The sequence below is a fragment of the Pseudomonas sp. F01002 genome (assembly GCF_004402115.1).
Taxonomy (GTDB): domain Bacteria; phylum Pseudomonadota; class Gammaproteobacteria; order Pseudomonadales; family Pseudomonadaceae; genus Aquipseudomonas; species Aquipseudomonas frigoris.
In genome coordinates this window covers 57,747-77,188 of the sequence record NZ_SOPU01000004.1, presented here as the reverse complement: position 1 = coordinate 77,188, position 19,442 = coordinate 57,747, and the positions used below count along the sequence as shown (strand labels likewise).

Annotated in this window: 10 protein-coding genes and 2 riboswitches; of the genes, 5 read left to right on the top strand and 5 right to left on the bottom strand. The window is 59.1% G+C overall.

Annotated features, from left to right (window positions below; translation table 11 throughout):
- Nucleotide 1 precedes the first annotated feature (1 nt).
- Entirely contained in the window at nt 2-1,075 is a 1,074-nt protein-coding gene (gene cobW, locus E3W21_RS03315; RefSeq protein WP_134418293.1) for a cobalamin biosynthesis protein CobW, read from the bottom strand.
- A gap of 99 nt (nt 1,076-1,174) precedes the next feature.
- A riboswitch (cobalamin riboswitch) is annotated at nt 1,175-1,390 on the bottom strand.
- A gap of 193 nt (nt 1,391-1,583) precedes the next feature.
- A riboswitch (cobalamin riboswitch) is annotated at nt 1,584-1,813 on the top strand.
- Between the two features lie 120 nt (nt 1,814-1,933).
- Between cobW and E3W21_RS03310 the strand changes: the two genes are divergently transcribed.
- The 4 genes from E3W21_RS03310 to cobM all read left to right on the top strand — a co-directional run bounded on the left by E3W21_RS03310 (nt 1,934) and on the right by cobM (nt 4,087).
- A complete protein-coding gene (locus E3W21_RS03310) occupies nt 1,934-2,128 on the top strand; it encodes a CbtB-domain containing protein (RefSeq protein WP_129443648.1) in 195 nt (64 codons plus the stop codon).
- Nucleotides 2,129-2,139: 11 nt separating this feature from the next.
- Nucleotides 2,140-2,847, top strand: coding sequence for a CbtA family protein (locus E3W21_RS03305; RefSeq protein ID WP_129443646.1), 708 nt, complete (start codon nt 2,140-2,142; stop codon nt 2,845-2,847).
- Nucleotides 2,844-3,257, top strand: coding sequence for a cobalamin biosynthesis protein (locus E3W21_RS03300; RefSeq protein WP_134418286.1), 414 nt, complete (start codon nt 2,844-2,846; stop codon nt 3,255-3,257). Before E3W21_RS03305 ends, E3W21_RS03300 begins: the two co-directional genes overlap by 4 nt.
- 83 nt (nt 3,258-3,340) lie before the next feature.
- Nucleotides 3,341-4,087, top strand: a complete 747-nt coding sequence (gene cobM, locus E3W21_RS03295) for a precorrin-4 C(11)-methyltransferase (RefSeq protein ID WP_129443642.1) — start codon at nt 3,341-3,343, stop codon at nt 4,085-4,087.
- Nucleotides 4,088-4,234: 147 nt separating this feature from the next.
- Here cobM and nfuA read toward each other — a convergent pair whose 3' ends face one another.
- The 3 genes from nfuA to E3W21_RS03280 all read right to left on the bottom strand — a co-directional run bounded on the left by nfuA (nt 4,235) and on the right by E3W21_RS03280 (nt 8,331).
- Nucleotides 4,235-4,819, bottom strand: coding sequence for a Fe-S biogenesis protein NfuA (gene nfuA, locus E3W21_RS03290; protein ID WP_008150988.1), 585 nt, complete (start codon nt 4,817-4,819; stop codon nt 4,235-4,237).
- A 57-nt stretch (nt 4,820-4,876) separates the two neighbouring features.
- Nucleotides 4,877-5,911, bottom strand: a complete 1,035-nt coding sequence (locus E3W21_RS03285; RefSeq protein WP_134418279.1) for an acyltransferase — start codon at nt 5,909-5,911, stop codon at nt 4,877-4,879.
- A 125-nt stretch (nt 5,912-6,036) separates the two neighbouring features.
- Complete coding sequence (locus E3W21_RS03280) at nt 6,037-8,331, bottom strand: fatty acid cis/trans isomerase (protein ID WP_134418272.1); 2,295 nt, start codon at nt 8,329-8,331, stop codon at nt 6,037-6,039.
- Between the two features lie 155 nt (nt 8,332-8,486).
- Between E3W21_RS03280 and metH the strand changes: the two genes are divergently transcribed.
- The gene (gene metH, locus E3W21_RS03275) at nt 8,487-12,197 is read left to right on the top strand and encodes a methionine synthase (RefSeq protein WP_134418265.1); all 3,711 of its coding nucleotides are present in this window, start codon (nt 8,487-8,489) and stop codon (nt 12,195-12,197) included.
- A gap of 139 nt (nt 12,198-12,336) precedes the next feature.
- On the opposite strand, the gene E3W21_RS03270 is transcribed toward metH, so the two are convergent.
- Nucleotides 12,337-19,332 carry an NEL-type E3 ubiquitin ligase domain-containing protein gene (locus tag E3W21_RS03270; RefSeq protein ID WP_134418258.1) on the bottom strand — a complete coding sequence of 2,332 codons (6,996 nt, stop codon included), beginning with the start codon at nt 19,330-19,332 and terminating at the stop codon, nt 12,337-12,339.
- Between the last annotated feature and the right edge of the window lie 110 nt (nt 19,333-19,442).

Below are 19,442 nucleotides of genomic sequence, written 5' to 3'. Positions count from 1 at the left end.
CTTAAACGCTGAGCGCAGCGCGCAATTGCGCTTCAAGCAGAGTGGCGTCCAGCTCCTGACCGATCAACACCAGACGCGTGGTGCGCGCTTCGTCGGCGCCCCACTGACGGTCGAAGTGCTTGTCAAAACGAGTGCCCACGCCCTGGATCAGCAGGCGCATCGGCTTGTTCGGGATCGCCGCGAAACCCTTGACGCGCAGGATGCCGTGCTGGACCACCAGTTGGGTCAGCGCGTCCAGCAGCAGGCTTTCGTCGGCTTGCGGCAGTTCGATGGAGATGGAGTCGAAGGCATCGTGGTCATGCTCATCGTGATGGCCGTCTTCACCTTCATGGTGGTGATCGTGATGGCTGTGACGGTTGTCGATGTGTTCTTCAGAACCGGCGCCGAGGCCGATCAGCACGTCCAGTGGCACGCGACCGCTGCTGGCTTCGATGACTTTCACCGCTGGCGGCAGTTCTTCAGCGACTTCCAAGCGTACACGGGCCAGGTCTTCAGGGCTGATCAGGTCGGCCTTGTTGAGGATCACCAGGTCGGCGCTGGCCAGTTGGTCGGCGAACAGCTCGTGCAGCGGCGATTCGTGGTCCAGGTTCGGGTCGAGTTTACGCTGGGCATCAACCTGGTCCGGGAAAGCCGCGAAGGTACCGGCGGCGACCGCTGGGCTGTCGACCACGGTGATCACCGCGTCAACGGTGCAGGCGCTGCGGATTTCCGGCCATTGGAAGGCTTGTACCAGCGGTTTTGGCAGGGCCAGGCCCGAGGTTTCGATGAGGATGTGGTCAAGGTCGCCGCGACGGGCGACGAGTTCGCGCATCACCGGGAAGAACTCTTCCTGAACGGTGCAGCACAGGCAGCCGTTGGCCAGTTCGTAGACGCGGCCGTTGGCTTCCTCTTCAGTGCAGCCGATGGAGCACTGCTTGAGGATTTCACCGTCGATGCCCAGTTCGCCGAACTCGTTGACGATCACCGCAATGCGACGGCCCTGAGCGTTGTCGAGCATGTGCCGCAGCAAGGTGGTTTTGCCCGAGCCGAGGAAGCCGGTAACGATGGTGACGGGGAGTTTGGCCAGTGTTTTCATCGGATGCCCTTTGGCAAGGTGGCGGGCATACGGGACGACAATCGCTGCGACGGAGGCGCGCGCGTAAGAGTTCGCCACCGGATCACCCCGCCCGGTTGTAGTGAGAATCTGTGTCGAGGCAGGTCTCCTGGCTGACGGTTTGCCGGGCTTGTGGGCCTGGCATTCGCTGCGCCTTCCCGCGAACCCGTTGCACAGGGTTTGCAGTGGCGTGGCAGCGAACATCACCGTTCACAGTTGCGGGGGCAGCCGCGGCATCGACCGCGTTCCCTTCTTAGCTTCGACAGACGCCGAAGAACCTCGAAAGCGCAAGGCTACGCATCGTGTGGAGGCGGGTCAATGTTCACCTGACTTCTGTGGCGCTCCCTTCGCGAGCAAGTCGAATCGTCGCACCGCCGCTCCCACAGGGGAATGCATTTCAAATGTGGGAGCGGGCTTGCTCGCGAAGGGAGCGACTCGATATCCAAGTGAGAACCCTTGCCAATTGACGCCCAACCCCCGCCCATGCTCTCCTACACGCCTTGTTACGGGTGCCCTTCACAGGGTGAAACGGGAAACCGGTGAATCATGTGCTTTACTCTAAAGTCATGTCAGTCCGGTGCTGCCCCCGCAACGGTAAGCGAGCGAAGCGTCAGATCCACTGTGCCAGCAGTTCGGCATGGGAAGGTGATGCTTGCAGGTCAAGGCGAAAGCCAGCGCCCCTCGTGAGCCCGGAGACCGGCCCGCAACACAAAGTGACCATTACGATCACTGAATAACAAACCCGCGGTGGGCGGGCGCTGTTTGAACCTCTGCGTGCCCGACTCGCAGGGGTCTTCCATGCGCTCTATATCACCCGCTGACAGACCAGAGGGAAGCGCCATGTCGATCATCATCAGCAGCACCGGCCACACGACAGCCAGCACCACCAATACCCTGACTCAACGCCTGACCGCCGCCGTGTGTGCGTCGATCCTTGGCGCGTGCCTTGTGTATTTCGCCGGTTTCTCGCACATCGAAGCGGTGCACAACGCCGCGCACGATACCCGCCACAGCTCTGCATTCCCGTGCCATTGAGACCTGCCGACATGATCAAGCGTATTGCGCAAACCGCAGGGTTCACCGGGCTGCTGGCCGCCCTGCTGCTGACCCTGCTGCAAAGCTTCTGGGTGGCTCCGCTGATTTTGCAGGCCGAGACCTACGAAAAATCCGAGCCGGCGGCTGTTGAGGTTCACGAACACGCTGCGGGTGCTGTCGCCGCTCACACCCACGATGCCGAAGCCTGGGAACCGGAAGACGGCTGGCAGCGCGTACTGTCCACCACGGGCGGCAACCTGGTGGTAGCGGTCGGTTTCGCCTTGATGCTCGCTGGCCTCTATACCTTGCGCGCTCCGACCAAAACCTCCCAAGGCCTGCTTTGGGGCCTGGCTGGTTACGCCACGTTCGTGCTGGCACCGACCCTCGGTCTGCCGCCTGAGCTGCCGGGCACTGCCGCAGCTGATTTGGCGCAACGGCAGATCTGGTGGATCGGCACGGCGGCCTCCACCGCGGTCGGCATCGCATTGATCGTGTTCAGCCGTCACTGGCTGATGAAAGTGCTCGGCGTGGCCATTCTGGCCGTGCCTCACGTAATCGGCGCGCCGCAACCGGAGGTGCATTCGATGCTCGCTCCAGAAGCTCTGGAAGCCCAGTTCAAAATCGCTTCGCAGCTGACCAACATGGGATTCTGGCTGGCCTTGGGCCTGATCAGTGCCTGGTTGTTCCGCCGCAAAAGCGATGGTCAATACCACGCATGACTGAGATCAGCACAGCGCCGACTTTAGTGGTCGGCCTGGGCTGCCAGCGCGGCTGCCCTGCCAGCACGCTGCGGGCGCTGCTCGATCAGGCGTTACAGGCTCATAAAATCGCACTTCACCAGATCAAGGCCCTGGCCAGCATCGACCTGAAGCGCGAAGAACCTGGCCTGATCGAATTGGCCGAACAGCTTGCGTTACCATTGCAGTACTTCAGCTGCGAACAATTGGCCGTCTATCAAACGCAACTTAGCCATCGTTCAGACATCGCGTTCGAACGCACTGGCTGCTACGGCGTCGCGGAAAGTGCCGCCCTGGCCTTGGCCGAACAGTTGGCCCAGGCACCGGCAAAATTGCTGATTTCTCGACAAAAATATGCCCAGGCCACCTTGGCATTGGCCGGCGCCGCCTAAAATCCCCGATAATCCCCGTCTTTGCTCATGAGCAATCTTCATCTGAAGCCTTGCCCAGCCCCTTTTTCTCACAGGAACCGACGATGACCGTCTACTTCATTGGCGCAGGTCCCGGCGACCCGGAACTGATCACAGTCAAAGGCCAACGGCTGATTCGCAGCTGCCCGGTGATCATCTATGCCGGCTCCCTGGTGCCCGCCGCCGTGCTGGAAGGCCATCGCGCCGAACAGGTGGTCAACAGCGCCGAACTGCACCTGGAACAGATCATCGAGCTGATCAAATCCGCCCACGCCAAGGGCCAGGACGTGGCCCGGGTGCACTCCGGCGACCCGAGTCTTTACGGTGCTATTGGCGAGCAGATCCGCTACCTGCGCGAACTCGACATCCCGTTTGAAATCATTCCCGGCGTCACGGCCACGGCGGCCTGCGCGGCACTGTTGGGCGCGGAACTGACGTTACCGGACGTGTCGCAAAGCGTGATCCTGACCCGCTACGCAGACAAGACCGCGATGCCCGCCGGCGAAGGGCTCGGCAGCCTGGCGCAGCACGGGGCGACTATGGCGATTCATCTGGGGGTCAATCATCTGGAGAAAATCCTGGCCGAATTGCTGCCGCATTACGGCGCGGATTGCCCGATCGCGGTAATTCACCGGGCGACCTGGCCGGATCAGGACTGGGTGGTGGGGACGTTGGCGGATATTGCCGAGAAGGTTGAGGCCAAGGGATTTCGGCGCACGGCGTTGATTTTGGTGGGCCGGGTTTTGGGCAGTGATCACTTCAGTGAGTCATCGCTGTATCGTGCCGGACATGCACATCTGTATCGCCCATAAGATCAAAAGATCGCAGCCTTCGGCAGCTCCTACATGGGATGCGTACACCTGTAGAGCTGCCGAAGGCTGCGATCTTTAAAGACTTCACCCATAAAAAAACGGCGCTCACGGGGCGCCGTTTTTTTATGTTTGCAGCGAACACCTTACTTAGTAGTAGGCGTTTTCTTTCTGCGTGTGGTCGGTGACGTCACGAACGCCCTTGAGCTCGGGAATGCGCTCGAGCAAGGTGCGCTCGATGCCTTCGCGCAAGGTAACGTCTGCCTGGCCGCAGCCCTGGCAACCGCCGCCGAACTTCAGTACGGCGATGCCGTCTTCGACCACATCGATCAGGCTGACCTGACCGCCGTGGCTGGCCAGCCCCGGGTTGATCTCGGTTTGCAGGTAATAGTTGATACGCTCATTGACCGGACTGTCGGCGCTGACCATCGGTACTTTGGCGTTTGGCGCCTTGATGGTGAGCTGGCCGCCCATACGGTCGGTGGCGTAGTCGACTACCGCATCGTCCAGGAAAGCTTCGCTGAACGAGTCGATGTAAGCGGTGAAGCTTTTGAGCCCCAGCGCCGTGTCTTCAGGTTTTTCTTCGCCCGGCTTGCAGTAGGCAATGCAGGTTTCGGCGTACTGGGTGCCAGGCTGGGTGATAAAGACGCGGATGCCGATGCCTGGGGTGTTCTGCTTGGAGAGCAGATCAGCCAGATAATCGTGGGCGGCGTCGGTGATGGTAATAGCGGTCATGGAAACTCCTCGCAGGCTTGGGCGCAGTTTACGCCAATCATCGCGCCGTACAAAGTCCTAGTATTTTTGTCGGGAAAGAGCTGGGACTGCCTCGATAGCCAATTCGCCGTCAATTCGGCCTTTAAGCCACCGATAGCTGCATTTTTCCACCCATTCGTAACTTGCCCACGAGCCCAGACCGATTGTCGCGGCGCAAACGGCGAACATCACGTAGGGATTGATGCCATAAAGCTGTGCGACAAAACCACCCGCAGACAGCACCAACACATGCATCAGGTACACCGAGTAGGAGCAATCGCCCAGCAGTTTGAGCACCCGGCTGTTCTCGACAAAGCGCTCCAACGCCATGCACGCCATCACCAGCACCGCGCTCGGCAGGCCCCACGCCAGCAACCGTGGCTGCGGCGCCAGGTGATAAATCGCCAGCAACGCGCCGCCAATGCCCAGCAACGGTAGCCAGAATCCGGGCCTGATCCAGCCGCGACGGTAAATCATGCCGATGGCGATCCCCAGCAAGAATTCATAAACAATGTCCGAGCGGTAGAACTCGCTAATCCAGCCGTAGCCGGTCCAGGCCTGACACACCGCAAACAGCAGCGCCGCGACGATCAGCAGTCGAAACTGCAAGCGGAACAGCAGCGCCCAGGCAAACAGCACGTAGAAGAGCATTTCGTAGTTGAGGGTCCAGCCGACGTTGAGCGTCGGATAAATCCCGTAGCCGCCGGGGTTTTCAGTAGGAATGAACAACAGCGACAACAGGAAATGCGACCAGTCGACTGTCTGATCCGGCAGAACCGGCTGAGCGAACACCACCAGCAGCGCCATCAGCACCGTATACAGCCAGTACGCCGGAACGATGCGGAACAAGCGATACAGCAGAAAGCGCCCCGGCGGCAGTGATTTGCCCTCGGTGGACAGGAAAATCACCAGACCACTGATGACGAAGAAGATGTCGACACCCACCGCGCCCTTGTCGATGAACATCTGCCCCACCGGCCCACGGGCCTGGAAGTCGAAGAATATCTGCATGAAATGGTGGCAGACCACCGTCCAGGCCGCGAGCGCGCGCAGTGCCTGTATTGAAATCAACATCGACGGCCCTCCCGATCGCATTCCCCCAAATCACCACAGATCCCCTGTGGGAGCGAGCAAGCCCGCTCCCACATTGGATTGGCGGTGCCCTAAAGATCCGACACCAGCCAACAGTCAAAGGTCGATCAAAGATTCTCGTACCGGTTCATGTCCAGCACGCCCTCTTCCACCGGTTCGGTCTCATGGACGTACCGACTCAGGTCATGGAAGTAGAACCAGAACTGCGGATGGCTGCGACGAATCCCCCAGCGCTCGACGATTTTTTCAAACCGATTGGCGTCCTTGGCGTTTTCCATCTCGTCCACGAACTCAGGCACTTGCTCGGCCGGAATATTGAACATGAAGTTCGGATAGCTGCTGAGCACGCTCGGGAAAATGGTGATCGTGTCGAGCCCCGGTTGATAACGCAGGGATTCACCGAGCAGGAACGCGACGTTACTGTGCGCGCGATTGCGCAGCAGGCTGTAAACCTCGCGCTTGCCGCTCGCGGTTTCGATGCGCAGCAGGGTCGCTTCCGGCAACTGATCGATAACCTTCAGCCCGGCTGCTGGACGCGAAGTCAGGCGACTCAACGCCTGCTCGGCGCTCTGCAAGGCCGGGTCGATGTTCGGCCGCGAGCAATAAGCGCCGTCACAGCGGTTGATCGGATCAGGCTTGGCGTTGAGGTCGCCGTAACGGGTGAGCAACTGCATGGCGAAATCGCGTTTCGGGTCCTTTTCGTCCAGTACCAGCGCCGTCTCTTTGTCGTTATCGATGGACTCGTAGTCCAGCCACATCTTGAATTTGCCGCTGCTCTGGTACCAATCGTCGAGGTAATCGTCCCGCGAATCGGCCGGCATCAGGCGCAGGACGTTCTGCTCGGCACCGTTGCGGATCAGGTCGAAGTACAACCGGGTTTGCGCCTGATGGGAAACATTGCCGAACACGTCGAAGTTGACTGCCAACTGATAATACGTGCGTTCCAGCAACGGGAAGTCGAACAGCCACATCGTTTGCGGCACGTCACCGATCAGGCCTTTGTTCACCGAGGCACTGTCGAAATGCCGGAAGATCGTCAGCAAGGCGTTATCGTTGCCGGCCCATAAAGTCGACCAGCTCGGGGCTGGCGCATCGGCGTAACTGTCACGGCGCAGCGCTTCGTACTGGTTACGCTTGTTGCGGTAGTCATGCCACAGGCTCAGGACACTGCCGACATCGTCGTTCTGCCCCGGCATCGCCAGCAATGGCGTGGCCTGGCCGCGATACTTCGGATCGATGATGTAGAGATCGTGCTCAGGCGCCTGGAACATTGCCCAGAAGTTATCGCGGATCACGTCGGTGGCGATCTGGCCGCGGCACACCGGGCCGCGAATAAACGTACGGACGAAGTATTCGGCGTTATCGAGCATGAACTGATAACGCGCCTGGGCCGGGATCGCCTCGAACGTGGTGAACGGATTGGCCCGACGCTCCGGCCCGTAGCCCGGCAAGGCGTGGACCTGCCAGTTGCCGTTATAGAAGAGGCTTTTGATCCGTGCCATTTTCGCCGCGCTCAACGGGTAGGTGATGTGGGTCTTCTGCACAATCACGCCTTGCACCGGCCACAAGCGGTAATACACCTGAGTGCCCGGATCGTCATTCGGGCGGCGTGTGTTGATCAGATCTATCGGCTGGCCGGTCGGTGTGCGCGAACGCACCCACTGAAAGAAATGCCCCGGCTCGCCGTCCTTGAAATAGAGATGAGCGAGAAACCAATGCTCGAACAACCAGCGCCCCACCAGACTTTGCCGTGCGCCCGGTGCGTTGAGCAGGTTTTCCCACTGCACCACCTGCAACGCTTCTTTGGCGCTCGGCACAAGACCTTGCTCGTCAATCGGCGCGCCGGACGCCAGCCAGCGTTGCAGCGTCTGGTACTGCTGATCGGTCAGGCCGGTGACCGCGAGCGGCATGCCCTCTTTGGGATGCAAATTGGCGTAGCCGTCGAACTCGGCCGGCAGGGCGCACATGTTTTCCCGGTTCAGTCCAAGGACGATGTCCTCCGGCAGCTTGGCGTTGGGTTGCAAGGGGGTTTTGTGGCCCAACTCAAGCATCCGCGCCATCAACGCGGCCTGACTGCCCTGAGCGTCGAGTACCGAATAGAAGTCCTTTTGCTGCCAGGCGCGTCTGCCGAAGGCGTCATAAAACAGCCGGGTCGGCGCGGCAGCCTGGCGGCGTTCGCCGTCGTAGACCGGGATCTTGGTTGCGCCACGGGCAGCCCCTTCGCCACTGCCCAGGTTGAGCTGACAGGCGGCGTGGTAGCAGGCATGGCAGGCCACACACTTTTCGGTGAAGATCGGTTGTATGTCGCGGCTGTAGGAAATGGCAGAGGAAATGGCCGGATCCTGCGCGGCGGCGCCCCAGCTTAAAAACAGCAAAACCATGCTGATGACGCGATAAGACATATCCCTGGTCCCGATCTTGAAAAAACGCCGCGATTCTACCGGTCTGCACCCCACTCCAACATGAGCGATATTCATGCAAAACCGGGACATGCTCTAAAACCGCACAGGTTTGCTATTATCCCGCCCCTTCGTCATGGTCTTTCCGAGTAGTCCAAATGTCCGATCGCAGTGTTCGCCTTCAAGCTCTCAAGCACGCCCTCAAAGAGCGCATCCTGATTCTCGATGGCGGCATGGGCACGATGATCCAGAGCTACAAGCTCGAAGAGCAGGATTACCGCGGCAAACGCTTCGCCGACTGGCCAAGTGACGTCAAGGGCAACAACGACCTGTTGATCCTGACGCGCCCGGACGTGATTGGCGCCATCGAGAAAGCCTACCTGGATGCCGGCGCCGACATTCTGGAAACCAACACCTTCAATGCCACTCAGGTATCCCAGGCCGACTACGGCATGCAGGGCCTGGCGTACGAGCTAAACGTAGAAGGCGCACGTCTGGCGCGCAAGGTTGCAGACGCCAAGACCCTGGAAACCCCGGACAAGCCGCGCTTCGTCGCCGGCGTCCTCGGTCCTACAAGTCGCACCTGCTCGCTGTCGCCTGACGTGAACAACCCCGGCTACCGCAACGTGACCTTCGATGAACTGGTGGAAAACTACACCGAGGCCACCAAAGGCCTGATCGAAGGCGGCGCCGACCTGATCCTGATCGAAACCATTTTCGACACCCTGAACGCCAAAGCGGCGATCTTCGCGGTGCAAGGGGTTTACGAAGAACTCGGCGTCGAGTTGCCGATCATGATCTCCGGCACCATCACCGATGCCTCCGGCCGTACCCTCTCCGGCCAGACCACCGAAGCCTTCTGGAACTCCGTGGCCCACGCCAAGCCGATTTCGGTCGGTCTGAACTGCGCCCTCGGCGCCAGCGAATTGCGCCCGTACCTGGAAGAGTTGTCGAACAAGGCCAGCACCCACGTTTCCGCGCACCCAAACGCCGGCCTGCCGAACGAATTCGGCGAGTACGACGAACTGCCGTCGGAAACCGCAAAAGTCATCGAAGAATTCGCCCAAAGCGGCTTCCTGAACATCGTCGGCGGCTGCTGCGGCACCACGCCGGGCCATATCGAAGCCATCGCCAAAGCGGTGGCCGGTTATGCGCCACGTGAAATCCCGGACATTCCAAAGGCCTGCCGCCTGTCGGGCCTGGAACCGTTCACCATCGATCGCAATTCGTTGTTCATCAACGTCGGCGAGCGCACCAACATCACCGGTTCAGCCAAGTTCGCCCGCCTGATCCGTGAAGACAACTACACCGAAGCCCTGGAAGTCGCCCTGCAACAGGTCGAAGCCGGCGCCCAGGTGATCGACATCAACATGGACGAAGGGATGCTCGATTCGAAGAAGGCCATGGTGACCTTCCTCAACCTGATTGCCGGTGAGCCGGACATCTCCCGCGTCCCGATCATGATCGACTCCTCCAAGTGGGAAGTGATCGAAGCCGGCCTCAAGTGCATCCAGGGCAAGGGCATCGTCAACTCCATCAGCATGAAGGAAGGCGTCGAGCAGTTCATTCATCACGCCAAATTGTGCAAACGCTACGGTGCCGCCGTGGTCGTGATGGCCTTCGACGAAGCCGGCCAGGCCGACACCGAAGCGCGCAAGAAAGAAATCTGCAAACGCTCCTACGACATTCTGGTCAACGAAGTCGGCTTCCCGCCGGAAGACATCATCTTCGACCCGAACATCTTCGCCATCGCCACCGGCATCGAAGAACACAACAACTACGCTGTGGACTTCATCAACGCCTGTGCCTACATCCGTGACGAACTGCCGTATGCGCTGACCTCCGGTGGTGTGTCCAACGTGTCGTTCTCGTTCCGCGGCAACAACCCGGTGCGCGAGGCGATCCACTCGGTGTTCCTGCTATATGCGATCCGCAACGGCCTGACCATGGGTATCGTCAACGCCGGCCAGCTGGAGATCTACGACCAGATCCCGGCCGAACTGCGTGACGCCGTTGAAGACGTAGTGCTCAACCGCACCCCGGAAGGCACTGACGCCCTCCTCGCCATTGCCGACAAGTACAAGGGTGACGGCAGCGTCAAGGAAGCCGAGACCGAAGAATGGCGCGGCTGGGACGTCAACAAGCGTCTGGAGCATGCGCTGGTCAAAGGCATCACCACGCACATTGTTGAAGACACTGAAGAATCCCGTCAGTCGTTCGCTCGCCCGATCGAAGTGATCGAAGGCCCGCTGATGTCCGGCATGAACATCGTCGGCGACCTGTTCGGCGCCGGCAAAATGTTCCTGCCGCAAGTGGTGAAATCCGCCCGCGTGATGAAGCAGGCCGTGGCCCACTTGATCCCGTTCATCGAACTGGAAAAAGGCGACAAGCCGGAAGCCAAGGGCAAGATCCTCATGGCCACGGTAAAAGGCGACGTGCACGACATCGGCAAGAACATCGTTGGCGTAGTGCTGGGCTGTAACGGCTACGACATCGTCGACCTCGGCGTGATGGTCCCGGCGGAGAAAATCCTGCAAGTGGCCAAGGAGCAGAAGTGCGACATCATCGGCTTGTCCGGCCTGATCACACCTTCGCTGGATGAAATGGTCCACGTCGCACGTGAGATGCAGCGTCAGGACTTCCATCTGCCGCTGATGATCGGTGGCGCGACCACCTCCAAGGCCCACACGGCGGTGAAGATCGAGCCGAAATACAGCAACGACGCAGTGATCTACGTCACCGACGCTTCCCGCGCCGTGGGCGTGGCGACGCAGTTGTTGTCCAAGGAATTGAAGCCCGCGTTCATCGAGAAGACTCGCCTGGAATACATCGAAGTCCGCGAGCGCACCGCCAACCGCAGCGCCCGTACCGAACGCCTGAGCTATCCGGCGGCCATTGCCAAGAAGCCGCAGTTCGACTGGAGCACTTACGAGCCGGTCAAACCGACGTTCACCGGTGCCAAGGTGCTGGACAACATCGACCTGAAAGTCCTGGCCGAATACATCGACTGGACGCCGTTCTTCATCTCCTGGGACCTGGCCGGCAAATTCCCGCGCATCCTCACGGATGAAGTGGTCGGTGAAGCCGCCACCTCGCTGTACGCCGATGCCCGGGAAATGCTCGCCAAGCTGATCGACGAGAAACTCATCAGCGCCCGTGCGGTGTTCGGCTTCTGGCCGGCCAACCAGGTGCGTGAGGATGACATTGAAGTCTACGGCAATGACGGCAAGCCGATTGCCAAGCTGCATCACCTGCGTCAGCAGATCATCAAGACCGACGGCAAACCGAACTTCTCCCTGGCTGACTTCGTTGCACCGAAGGACAGCGAAGTGACCGACTACGTGGGTGGTTTCATCACCACCGCCGGTATCGGTGCCGAAGAAGTGGCCAAGGCCTATCAGGATGCCGGCGACGACTACAACTCGATCATGGTCAAGGCACTGGCCGACCGTTTGGCCGAGGCGTGCGCCGAGTGGCTGCACCAGCAGGTCCGTAAAGACTACTGGGGTTATGCCAAGGACGAGACGCTCGACAACGAGGCGCTGATCAAAGAGCTATACACCGGTATCCGCCCTGCCCCGGGCTACCCGGCCTGCCCGGATCACACCGAGAAATCCACGCTGTTCAAGTTGCTGGACCCTGAGGCCTCGGAAATGAAAGCCGGCCGCAGCGGCGTGTTCCTCACCGAGCACTACGCCATGTTCCCGGCAGCAGCGGTCAGCGGTTGGTACTTTGCTCACCCGCAGGCGCAGTATTTTGCCGTGGGCAAGATCGACAAGGATCAGGTGCAGAGCTACACGTCACGCAAGGGTCAGGAGTTGAGTGTGACCGAGCGGTGGTTGGCGCCGAACCTGGGTTACGACAACTGATGGTGGTCCCGGGAGTCGACTGGTGCGACTCCCGGGGTTCTTATGAAAGCTGCAGGTAAACGCTACAACCCCACCAGCGTCCGTTCTTTTTCAGACAATTCGCGCACCAACTTCCCTTGCTCGAAGAGAAGGTCTGCCTCTATCGCTGCATGGCGGTTTTGTACTGCTCCTGCGCGCCTTCGCCGTAATTTGGATACGCCTCGTCTACATCATGCTCTCTGCCTGCGAAACCCTCTCGCACCTGGGCGAACCGTTCAGGGTATTTGTCCTTCAAATAGTCGCTCCAGTACTTGCGGCCGACCAAATCATCAAGAAATGCCGATGATTGTTCTGCCGCGATCACTTCAGCATGGGCCGCATCCAGCATGGCAGACGAAACGTTGCCGCTGTAGCGCATACCTCTTGGTTGCCCCGGCAACTCAAGTCGCTCGGCAAGGCCGATGCGATAGGCTAACCGCACTTCCGCCGGATCAGTTGAACGGCGCTGTGCCTGTCGCTGGACAATGTCACGGCTAGCGATTTCCTCGACTTTCCCCAGGCGAAACAGGCTCCTGCCAAGTCTGAACAAGACGTTGCCTTGTTGGCCCGGGGAAATTGACTTCGCGGTCTCAAATTCGAAAGCCTTCACTTCGATATCGCTGAACAACAGGATTTGACCATCAACGCAGGTTGCGCCAGACCTCGCCATTTCGAATATCGTATCCCTCAGACCTGCGTCGCTATCGGCCACCCTCAGTACGGTATGGACCCGCCGCACAAGATCAGAACGTCCCGTCAGGAAGTCTGTCGTACCTTCCATTTTGGTCAGCAGATTGAAGAAGAACCGATTGTTTTGCGCTTGCTCGAAGTCATTCCATATCCGTATCAATTCCTCTGAGTCGGCTGCTGATGGAACGATCCATCGCTCACGGGCGCCGGTACCTGTCACCTCATCCATATCCACCTCTACGTCACTTGCGATCGAGTCATCACTATCGCTGTCGGTAAAGCCGCCGCTGTCGCTACTGCGGTTAAACGGCTCCAACGCCTCGTCAATCTCTTCAGGCGTCCATCCCACTATCTGCTCGCCCGCCTGCACCTGATTACGCAGCATTAGCAGGCTCGCGGCATCCAGAGTTTCGTTGCTCGCCAGATTCGTGCCCGCACGCAATACCCTGCGCTCGTCGGCCATCAGGAGCGGCGGAATGGACTCGATCATGTTGTCGCGCAAATCCAGTGCGCTGAGCGAGGGGAGCTGAAGCGCTCCCGGCGGCCACATGACCAGGCGATTGCCACTCAGATCGAGGGCCTGCAAACGGGTAAGAGGGCTGACATCCAGCGACTCAAGCCAGTTTTCCGCCAGGTTCAATGACTCCAGGTTGCTCAATCCTGCAAGCTGACGCTGGAGCTGAGGCGCATTGGACAAACGGTTATTGACCGCAGAAAGTCGCTTGAGGCTGTTCAATGAGGTCACGGACTCTGGCAAGGCACTCAATGCGTTGGCATTCAGCGCCAGGGTATGAACATGAGTAAATGCGCCGAGGAAATCGCTTAGCCCCTCTTCTCTCAGATACACGTTGTTCAGGTTCAACGCACCGACATGAGCGAAGTCGGCGGGTAGAGCCGGGAGATTGCCCAAGGGGTTATCGGACAGATCAAGGATATAACCTCCCGATGCGCTCTCCACGGCCTGCGCCCCGCGGAGGTTCTGCCTCCAGCACGCCATTATCCGGTCAGCCGCCTGACGACGCTCGGTGGCTGCAATCCACACAGAGGATTCACCCATCTGCTGTGGTGGGGTTTCGATCCATGTGTTCAGGGTCTTCGTCAATGCCTGATGTTGTCTGTCCCATTTGGCCAGTTGCTCATACAGGGGGCCAGCGCCGCCATGGCGTAACGTCAGTTCATCAATCATCTGTATCGCCTCGGCGCCTGGCAGATCCGGGTCAAGCCTTTTCAAGCGGGCTTGCGGGGTCAAGCGTGTCAGGTCATTGCCAGGTACAACGGGCAGCGGCAGTAACAAGTCCGGATTTTGCGCGACCAGAACCGGAAAATACTCTGGTTCACCCATGGTAATGCCCGCCTGCAAGCTGGCTCTGGAGATACCCATGGGATTTTCGGAAGAAGTACTCGCCAGCAAATCGGTGCGGGCCTTGGCCGTCAACCGACAGCCAATCATATCGATCCTTAGAGCGTCATGGCCGGTCAGGGCAGCCTCAGGAATCGTCGTGATCGCGCTGTTGTTCAGCTCGAGCCTGCCGAGGCCGGACAAGTCCAACGCACCTTTTGGCCAGTCTTTAATGGCGGTATGACCCACCCGCAGGGATTTCAAGCGGGTCATGGCGCTGACATCCAGCGAATCGAGCCGGTTATAGCGCAAGTCCAGGCTTTCAAGGGCTGACAACCGGTTCAAGCGTTGCTGCATACTCGGGGTAATTGTCAGGTGATTTCGGCTCAGCTTCAGATCACTGAGTTTTTCGAGGTTGCCCAATGCCGACGGAAGATCCTGCAGTTGATTGCCACTCAGATCCAACCCGCGAATGTCGGTGAAGCCACTCAAAAAACGACTGAAATCCTCGGATGAGGCCACCACACCCGACATTTGCAGGGTTTGCACATGGGCAAAATTCGTTGCTGACAGCGCTGGCAGTTCAGGCAGATCGCCCAGCGTCCAGCCGGACAAATCAAGATTCGATGAAATGATTTGTCGCGGCATGACAGGCCATGGCCGCACCGTTGAAGGTCCGGCCTGAGGTTGCGAAGATTGTGCCTCCTCCGTACCGCCATAGCGTTTACGCAGACCATCACGCCAGCACTCACGGATTCGCCGGGCAACGGATTCTCGTTCCCGAATGTTGACTTGCCGGCCATTGGCTCTTGGTGTTCGCTGTTGCCACGCCTCCAGTTGCTGTCGCAATGCCTGTCCATCCTGGCGCAGTGCATTGATCCGTGCCAGCAACGCCCGCCCTGCAAACCCCTCAGCCTTCATTTGCCCAAGGGCAATCTTCGAAAGCTCGTCGCTTGTCTCCAGGGCGCTGTGTAGCGTGCCTTGGCAATAACGATCCAGCATTTGCCCGGCATCCTGCAAATGCGCAGGATTGTCGTGCACATACTCGTATGCCTTCACGAAGTCCTCAGTGCTCAGCCTGGCCCAGTTGAGTTTCATGCCAGGCCACAGTGATTCATGACCGGATAGCCATTCAGGGGGAAGTGTCTTGACGTTTGAGTGGGTGAGATCCAGCGACCTGAGCTGCGGCAATTGCAGAGCGCCCGTCGGCCAGGCCTCTGTCGTTCCGTACACGCTCAACGAATGCAGTTGAGTCAGGCGACTGACATCCAGCTCGTCCGCCATGCCGATCACGTCCAATCGTTGCAGTTGTGGCATCGCGTCTATCACCGATTGGGCAGCTTCGGTGAATTGCGGACCCAGCGGCCCTGCCATCCGCAGTTCACGAATACTCGGCAGTGTCTTTAGCCTCTCGGCCAGTTGAACCCTATCGACGCCATCCTGGATCCCCAACCTTAGCGACCGGGCGTTGGGGAACTGGCGCACAAAGGCTTGCGGTGTCTGACTCAATACTCCACCAACGCTCATATTCAGACGACTTACGTGGGGAAAGTTGCCGGTCAGTTCCGGCAAGCTGTCTACAGCGCCCACGTCCAGATAAACACTGGCATCGCCATCGTAAATACCCCTCTGCTGCCAGACGTCTTTAATGTTTTGTGCGACTTGATGGCGGACAGTATTCTGGCCGCCGCTGTGTACCCATTGTTCGAGCTGCGCCGTCAGCGCCTCGTATTCCCGGCCCCGCATGTTCAGAAAATTGGCGATCTGCGTTTCGGTCATGCCATCCAGCGCAAGCTGGATGACCATCGATTCCGCCATCTCATCGGAGAAGTTCGGATAGACATCCCGCAACCTGGAGACCAACGAGGAATTCACCGTTGCCCCGGCACCTCGCCCACACAATGGGTAGCCGACCCTGCCGTCGGCCAGTCGCACCGGCGGACGGAATCGTGGCGTGGCGGCGTTGGGCACGAGGGTTTCCATCATCTGGTCACGGTGGCCCATGGCATAGGTGGTCAATGTCTTTTGTAACTTGGCACCCTGCGCCACATTGGGCATGCCCAACTGAGTGCGGACGTCGTCCGGCAACGCATGCATGACCGAAGAGAAAAAGTTGTCGCCTTCTTTGGGCACGCTGTTCAACGAGATTGTTTGCTGGTCGAAGGCCTGGAACTGGTTGGCTTGATGATGCTGATAGCCGTCCTTGACCAGGTATTTGACTTGCTCGGCCGTCTCGCTACCGATGCTGTCGAGCAGTTTTCCACCGCAATCGCCCTGACGAACTTCCAGGCGCAGGTTTTTCGGCCAGCCGGGGAGTTTTTCCAGGCTGTGCAGCGCCAGGCGCTGGCTGTCGGATGACGCCATGCTCTCCAGCTGCAATCCGGCCAGGGCCTTGTTCAGCCGAGTCACCCGGGCGCGCGCACGCCCCTTGAGCAACAGACTGCTCGGGAGTCGGCCGGTTTGTTTGATGTGCAGCCGCTCCTTGGCTGTGGCATTGGCCAGGACTTCTTGCGCCGCGTCCGTCGATAGACTGGGGAAAGTACGTTGCAGCGCCTGAATTTCACGCGATGTTGCCTTGGAGTCCTGGCTGAGTTTGTCGAACAATGAGGTTTTGTTGCCCGAAAGCTGGGCGCCAAGCTGTTGTCGAAAAACCGCTTCACGCTCTGCCTCGACCCGCGCACCTTCCCCCCCTAGCAAGCGAACAATTTCTTCCTCATCCAGTGCCGCAAGCACTCGTTCGGGCAATTTCCCGGCAGACACATCCTCACGGGAAATCCTGATGTTCGGCTTCACGGGCGTCGACGCCTCACCGTAGCGGGACGAAGCACCGCTCAGGCTTGCATTGTCGAACACGTCGATCACCCGCCCCTGCGGCCAGCGCGGCATATTGATCACTTGCGGCAAGACGTCGTTGTAGCGGCTGTCCGGCACCGACTGATCGAGACGAATCTGTTCAATCATGTCATTAAGCTGACGGTCGATTTGAAACTGCCGCAACGTGTCGGATAACGCTGATGGCAAGCGCAGGTTATCCGTATGGATCTTGCGCAGCACGCCGTCGTTAACGCCGCTGATATCGGCGATTTTCTCCAGCGTCGCCGCGTCAATACCGTCGGTGACCGGCCCAAGACGTCGTAACAAGGTGGCACGATCCCACTCCAGCGGGCGCTCGAAACGATGACGCCACGCGCCCTCACCATTGTGTTCAAGAACGGGGGAGTAAGCGTCCGGGGCCGTCGGGTGTTTGAGACGCCATTTGTTCAGCTTGGGGTCGAAGGTTTTTTCGTAGACATTACCTTCGAGCCTGATATAGGTCTTGCCGCCCACTTCATACTGCCCAAGCGTGTCGGGCTTGAGCCCCGCCGGCAAGACCCTGTCGCTCAGGTAAGGCGTCAAGCCAGGCCGCCACAACTGTTCGCTGCCAAACGGCAATTTGACCTTGACCAGGCCATCGACGATGGGTGTGGACAGCACTTTCGGCGCTTTACTGGCAACCGCGCCGACAGCCGCCATGAATGCGATGTTCACGGCCACTGACTTCAAATAGCTCCAGGCCTGATCCGTGTCCCCGATGCTCCAGGCTTCAACCCCGTGATAAATGTCTGTGGTCAGTTGCACAGCCATCACGGCCATCATTACCTCGCCCAGGCCGGGCACAAAAAATGCGGCCACGTTGAGTATGTTCAGTCCCCACTCGGCATAGCGGGCGAGTCGTTCATACCAGGCGTCATGATCGACCTTGGCCGTCGGCACCGCCAGTTGCTCGGCAGTCTCCTTGAGGCGCGTCTGGTGCCGCGTGTACAGCTCGCCGAACAGCTGCGTGTCAAAAAATTCTTCACTGATATCAAGAGCCGGCTCGTCCCGGTAAACATTTTCGTAGATTCCGTCCATGTGCCCCAAGAGGGTCTCTTTACGGTATGGGAAATCCGGGTTCCATTTGAGTGTTTGCAGAGCAGTCTTGATCTTGCCGAGGAACTTGCCCGCATCACCGTGGGGGATGAGCCTGAGGAAAGAGCGCTGGTAATTCACATCGCGCAGCCTGTAGCTCAGGTCATTTTCAAAGGACTTGAGCGAGGCATATTCCATGACCGGCGCCACCGGATCACCCGGAATACAGACGATGATCCGCGAGTCCTGGTAACCGAGTACGTCAAACAGGTTTACACCGGGATTGGTCCAGCTGAAGTTGACCTTTTTACCTTTGCGCCGGCTTGCGCCAATGACAAACAGCTCACTGACAGGCGACCCCAGCACATGTAACTGACTGAAAGTGACGCGCTCACCGTCCAGTGCTGCCGATTGGTCGCCGTTGAGCACGGCCAGCAATGTGCTGTAGGCCGATGGCGTGATCAGCGATTTGAGGCGGGCGATATGGGCATGCACCCGCAGACTGTCCTTCCACGCGTCGACCGTTTGGGTACGCACGGTGGCCGCCCTGTCCGCGGCGTCAAACATCGCCGTCAGGTGTTCCTGATACTGCTTGCCGATATCCAGTTCACGGCATAGCGAGGCGAAATCGGCGGGTTTTATCGGTAGCTTCTTGATCCTGTAGCGCGTTGAAGGGCCCTTTTCCGGATAGTCCCAACCGTAAGGTCCTCCTTGAGTTTCCAGATAGGCAGCCCTTATACCTCGTTCAGCAATGACGTCACCTTCATCAAACGCCTGGTCTTCTTCAAAATTGCGCAGTGCCAATTGCAGCAGGGTCTGGCGAGTGATCAGCGAGCCTGCAAAGGGCTCGTAGAGCCAGGTCTGCGCAACATCAACTTTCAACCCGAACTTTTTTTGCAACGCCGCTTCGAGCAACGGTTGCGCGAATTCGGTGACCCCTTTGAGCCCGGCGAGTGTTTTGGCCAGGGTTTCGTTGGAGGTTCGACTGCGCTTCTGGTCGTCCCGTACAGTTTGCCGTTGGTCGCTGGGGGCCTTCTGAAACCAGTCCGGCATGGCATTTTCGGCCAGGCCTCCTGGTGTTCTCGCCCGATCCAGGGCCCGGATGTTTGCCGGGGTCAGGTGGCGTATCCGATGGTGCAGTTTTTTTTTGATGAAATGGTTGTGAAGGCCCTTTTCCTGGGCCGATGGGACTCCACTCATGTGGCAATACCTGATGCTGTTAAATGAAGCACCAGTCAATCAGCAGGCTTGTCGTCCAGGGCGGTACATATTTATACCGGGTGGCGCCGGAGGCGATCTTCTTTCCGTGG

What these genes read in the sequence shown, in the direction of transcription:
- E3W21_RS03310 (WP_129443648.1), top strand. Translation starts at nt 1,934, where the DNA reads ATGTCGATCATCATCAGCAGCACCGGCCACACGACAGCCAGCACCACC.
- cobM (WP_129443642.1), top strand. Translation starts at nt 3,341, where the DNA reads ATGACCGTCTACTTCATTGGCGCAGGTCCCGGCGACCCGGAACTGATC.
- E3W21_RS03270 (WP_134418258.1), bottom strand. Translation starts at nt 19,332, where the DNA reads ATGAGTGGAGTCCCATCGGCCCAGGAAAAGGGCCTTCACAACCATTTC.
- nfuA (WP_008150988.1), bottom strand. Translation starts at nt 4,819, where the DNA reads ATGACCGCTATTACCATCACCGACGCCGCCCACGATTATCTGGCTGAT.
- E3W21_RS03300 (WP_134418286.1), top strand. Translation starts at nt 2,844, where the DNA reads ATGACTGAGATCAGCACAGCGCCGACTTTAGTGGTCGGCCTGGGCTGC.
- E3W21_RS03285 (WP_134418279.1), bottom strand. Translation starts at nt 5,911, where the DNA reads ATGTTGATTTCAATACAGGCACTGCGCGCGCTCGCGGCCTGGACGGTG.
- E3W21_RS03280 (WP_134418272.1), bottom strand. Translation starts at nt 8,331, where the DNA reads ATGTCTTATCGCGTCATCAGCATGGTTTTGCTGTTTTTAAGCTGGGGC.
- E3W21_RS03305 (WP_129443646.1), top strand. Translation starts at nt 2,140, where the DNA reads ATGATCAAGCGTATTGCGCAAACCGCAGGGTTCACCGGGCTGCTGGCC.
- metH (WP_134418265.1), top strand. Translation starts at nt 8,487, where the DNA reads ATGTCCGATCGCAGTGTTCGCCTTCAAGCTCTCAAGCACGCCCTCAAA.
- cobW (WP_134418293.1), bottom strand. Translation starts at nt 1,075, where the DNA reads ATGAAAACACTGGCCAAACTCCCCGTCACCATCGTTACCGGCTTCCTC.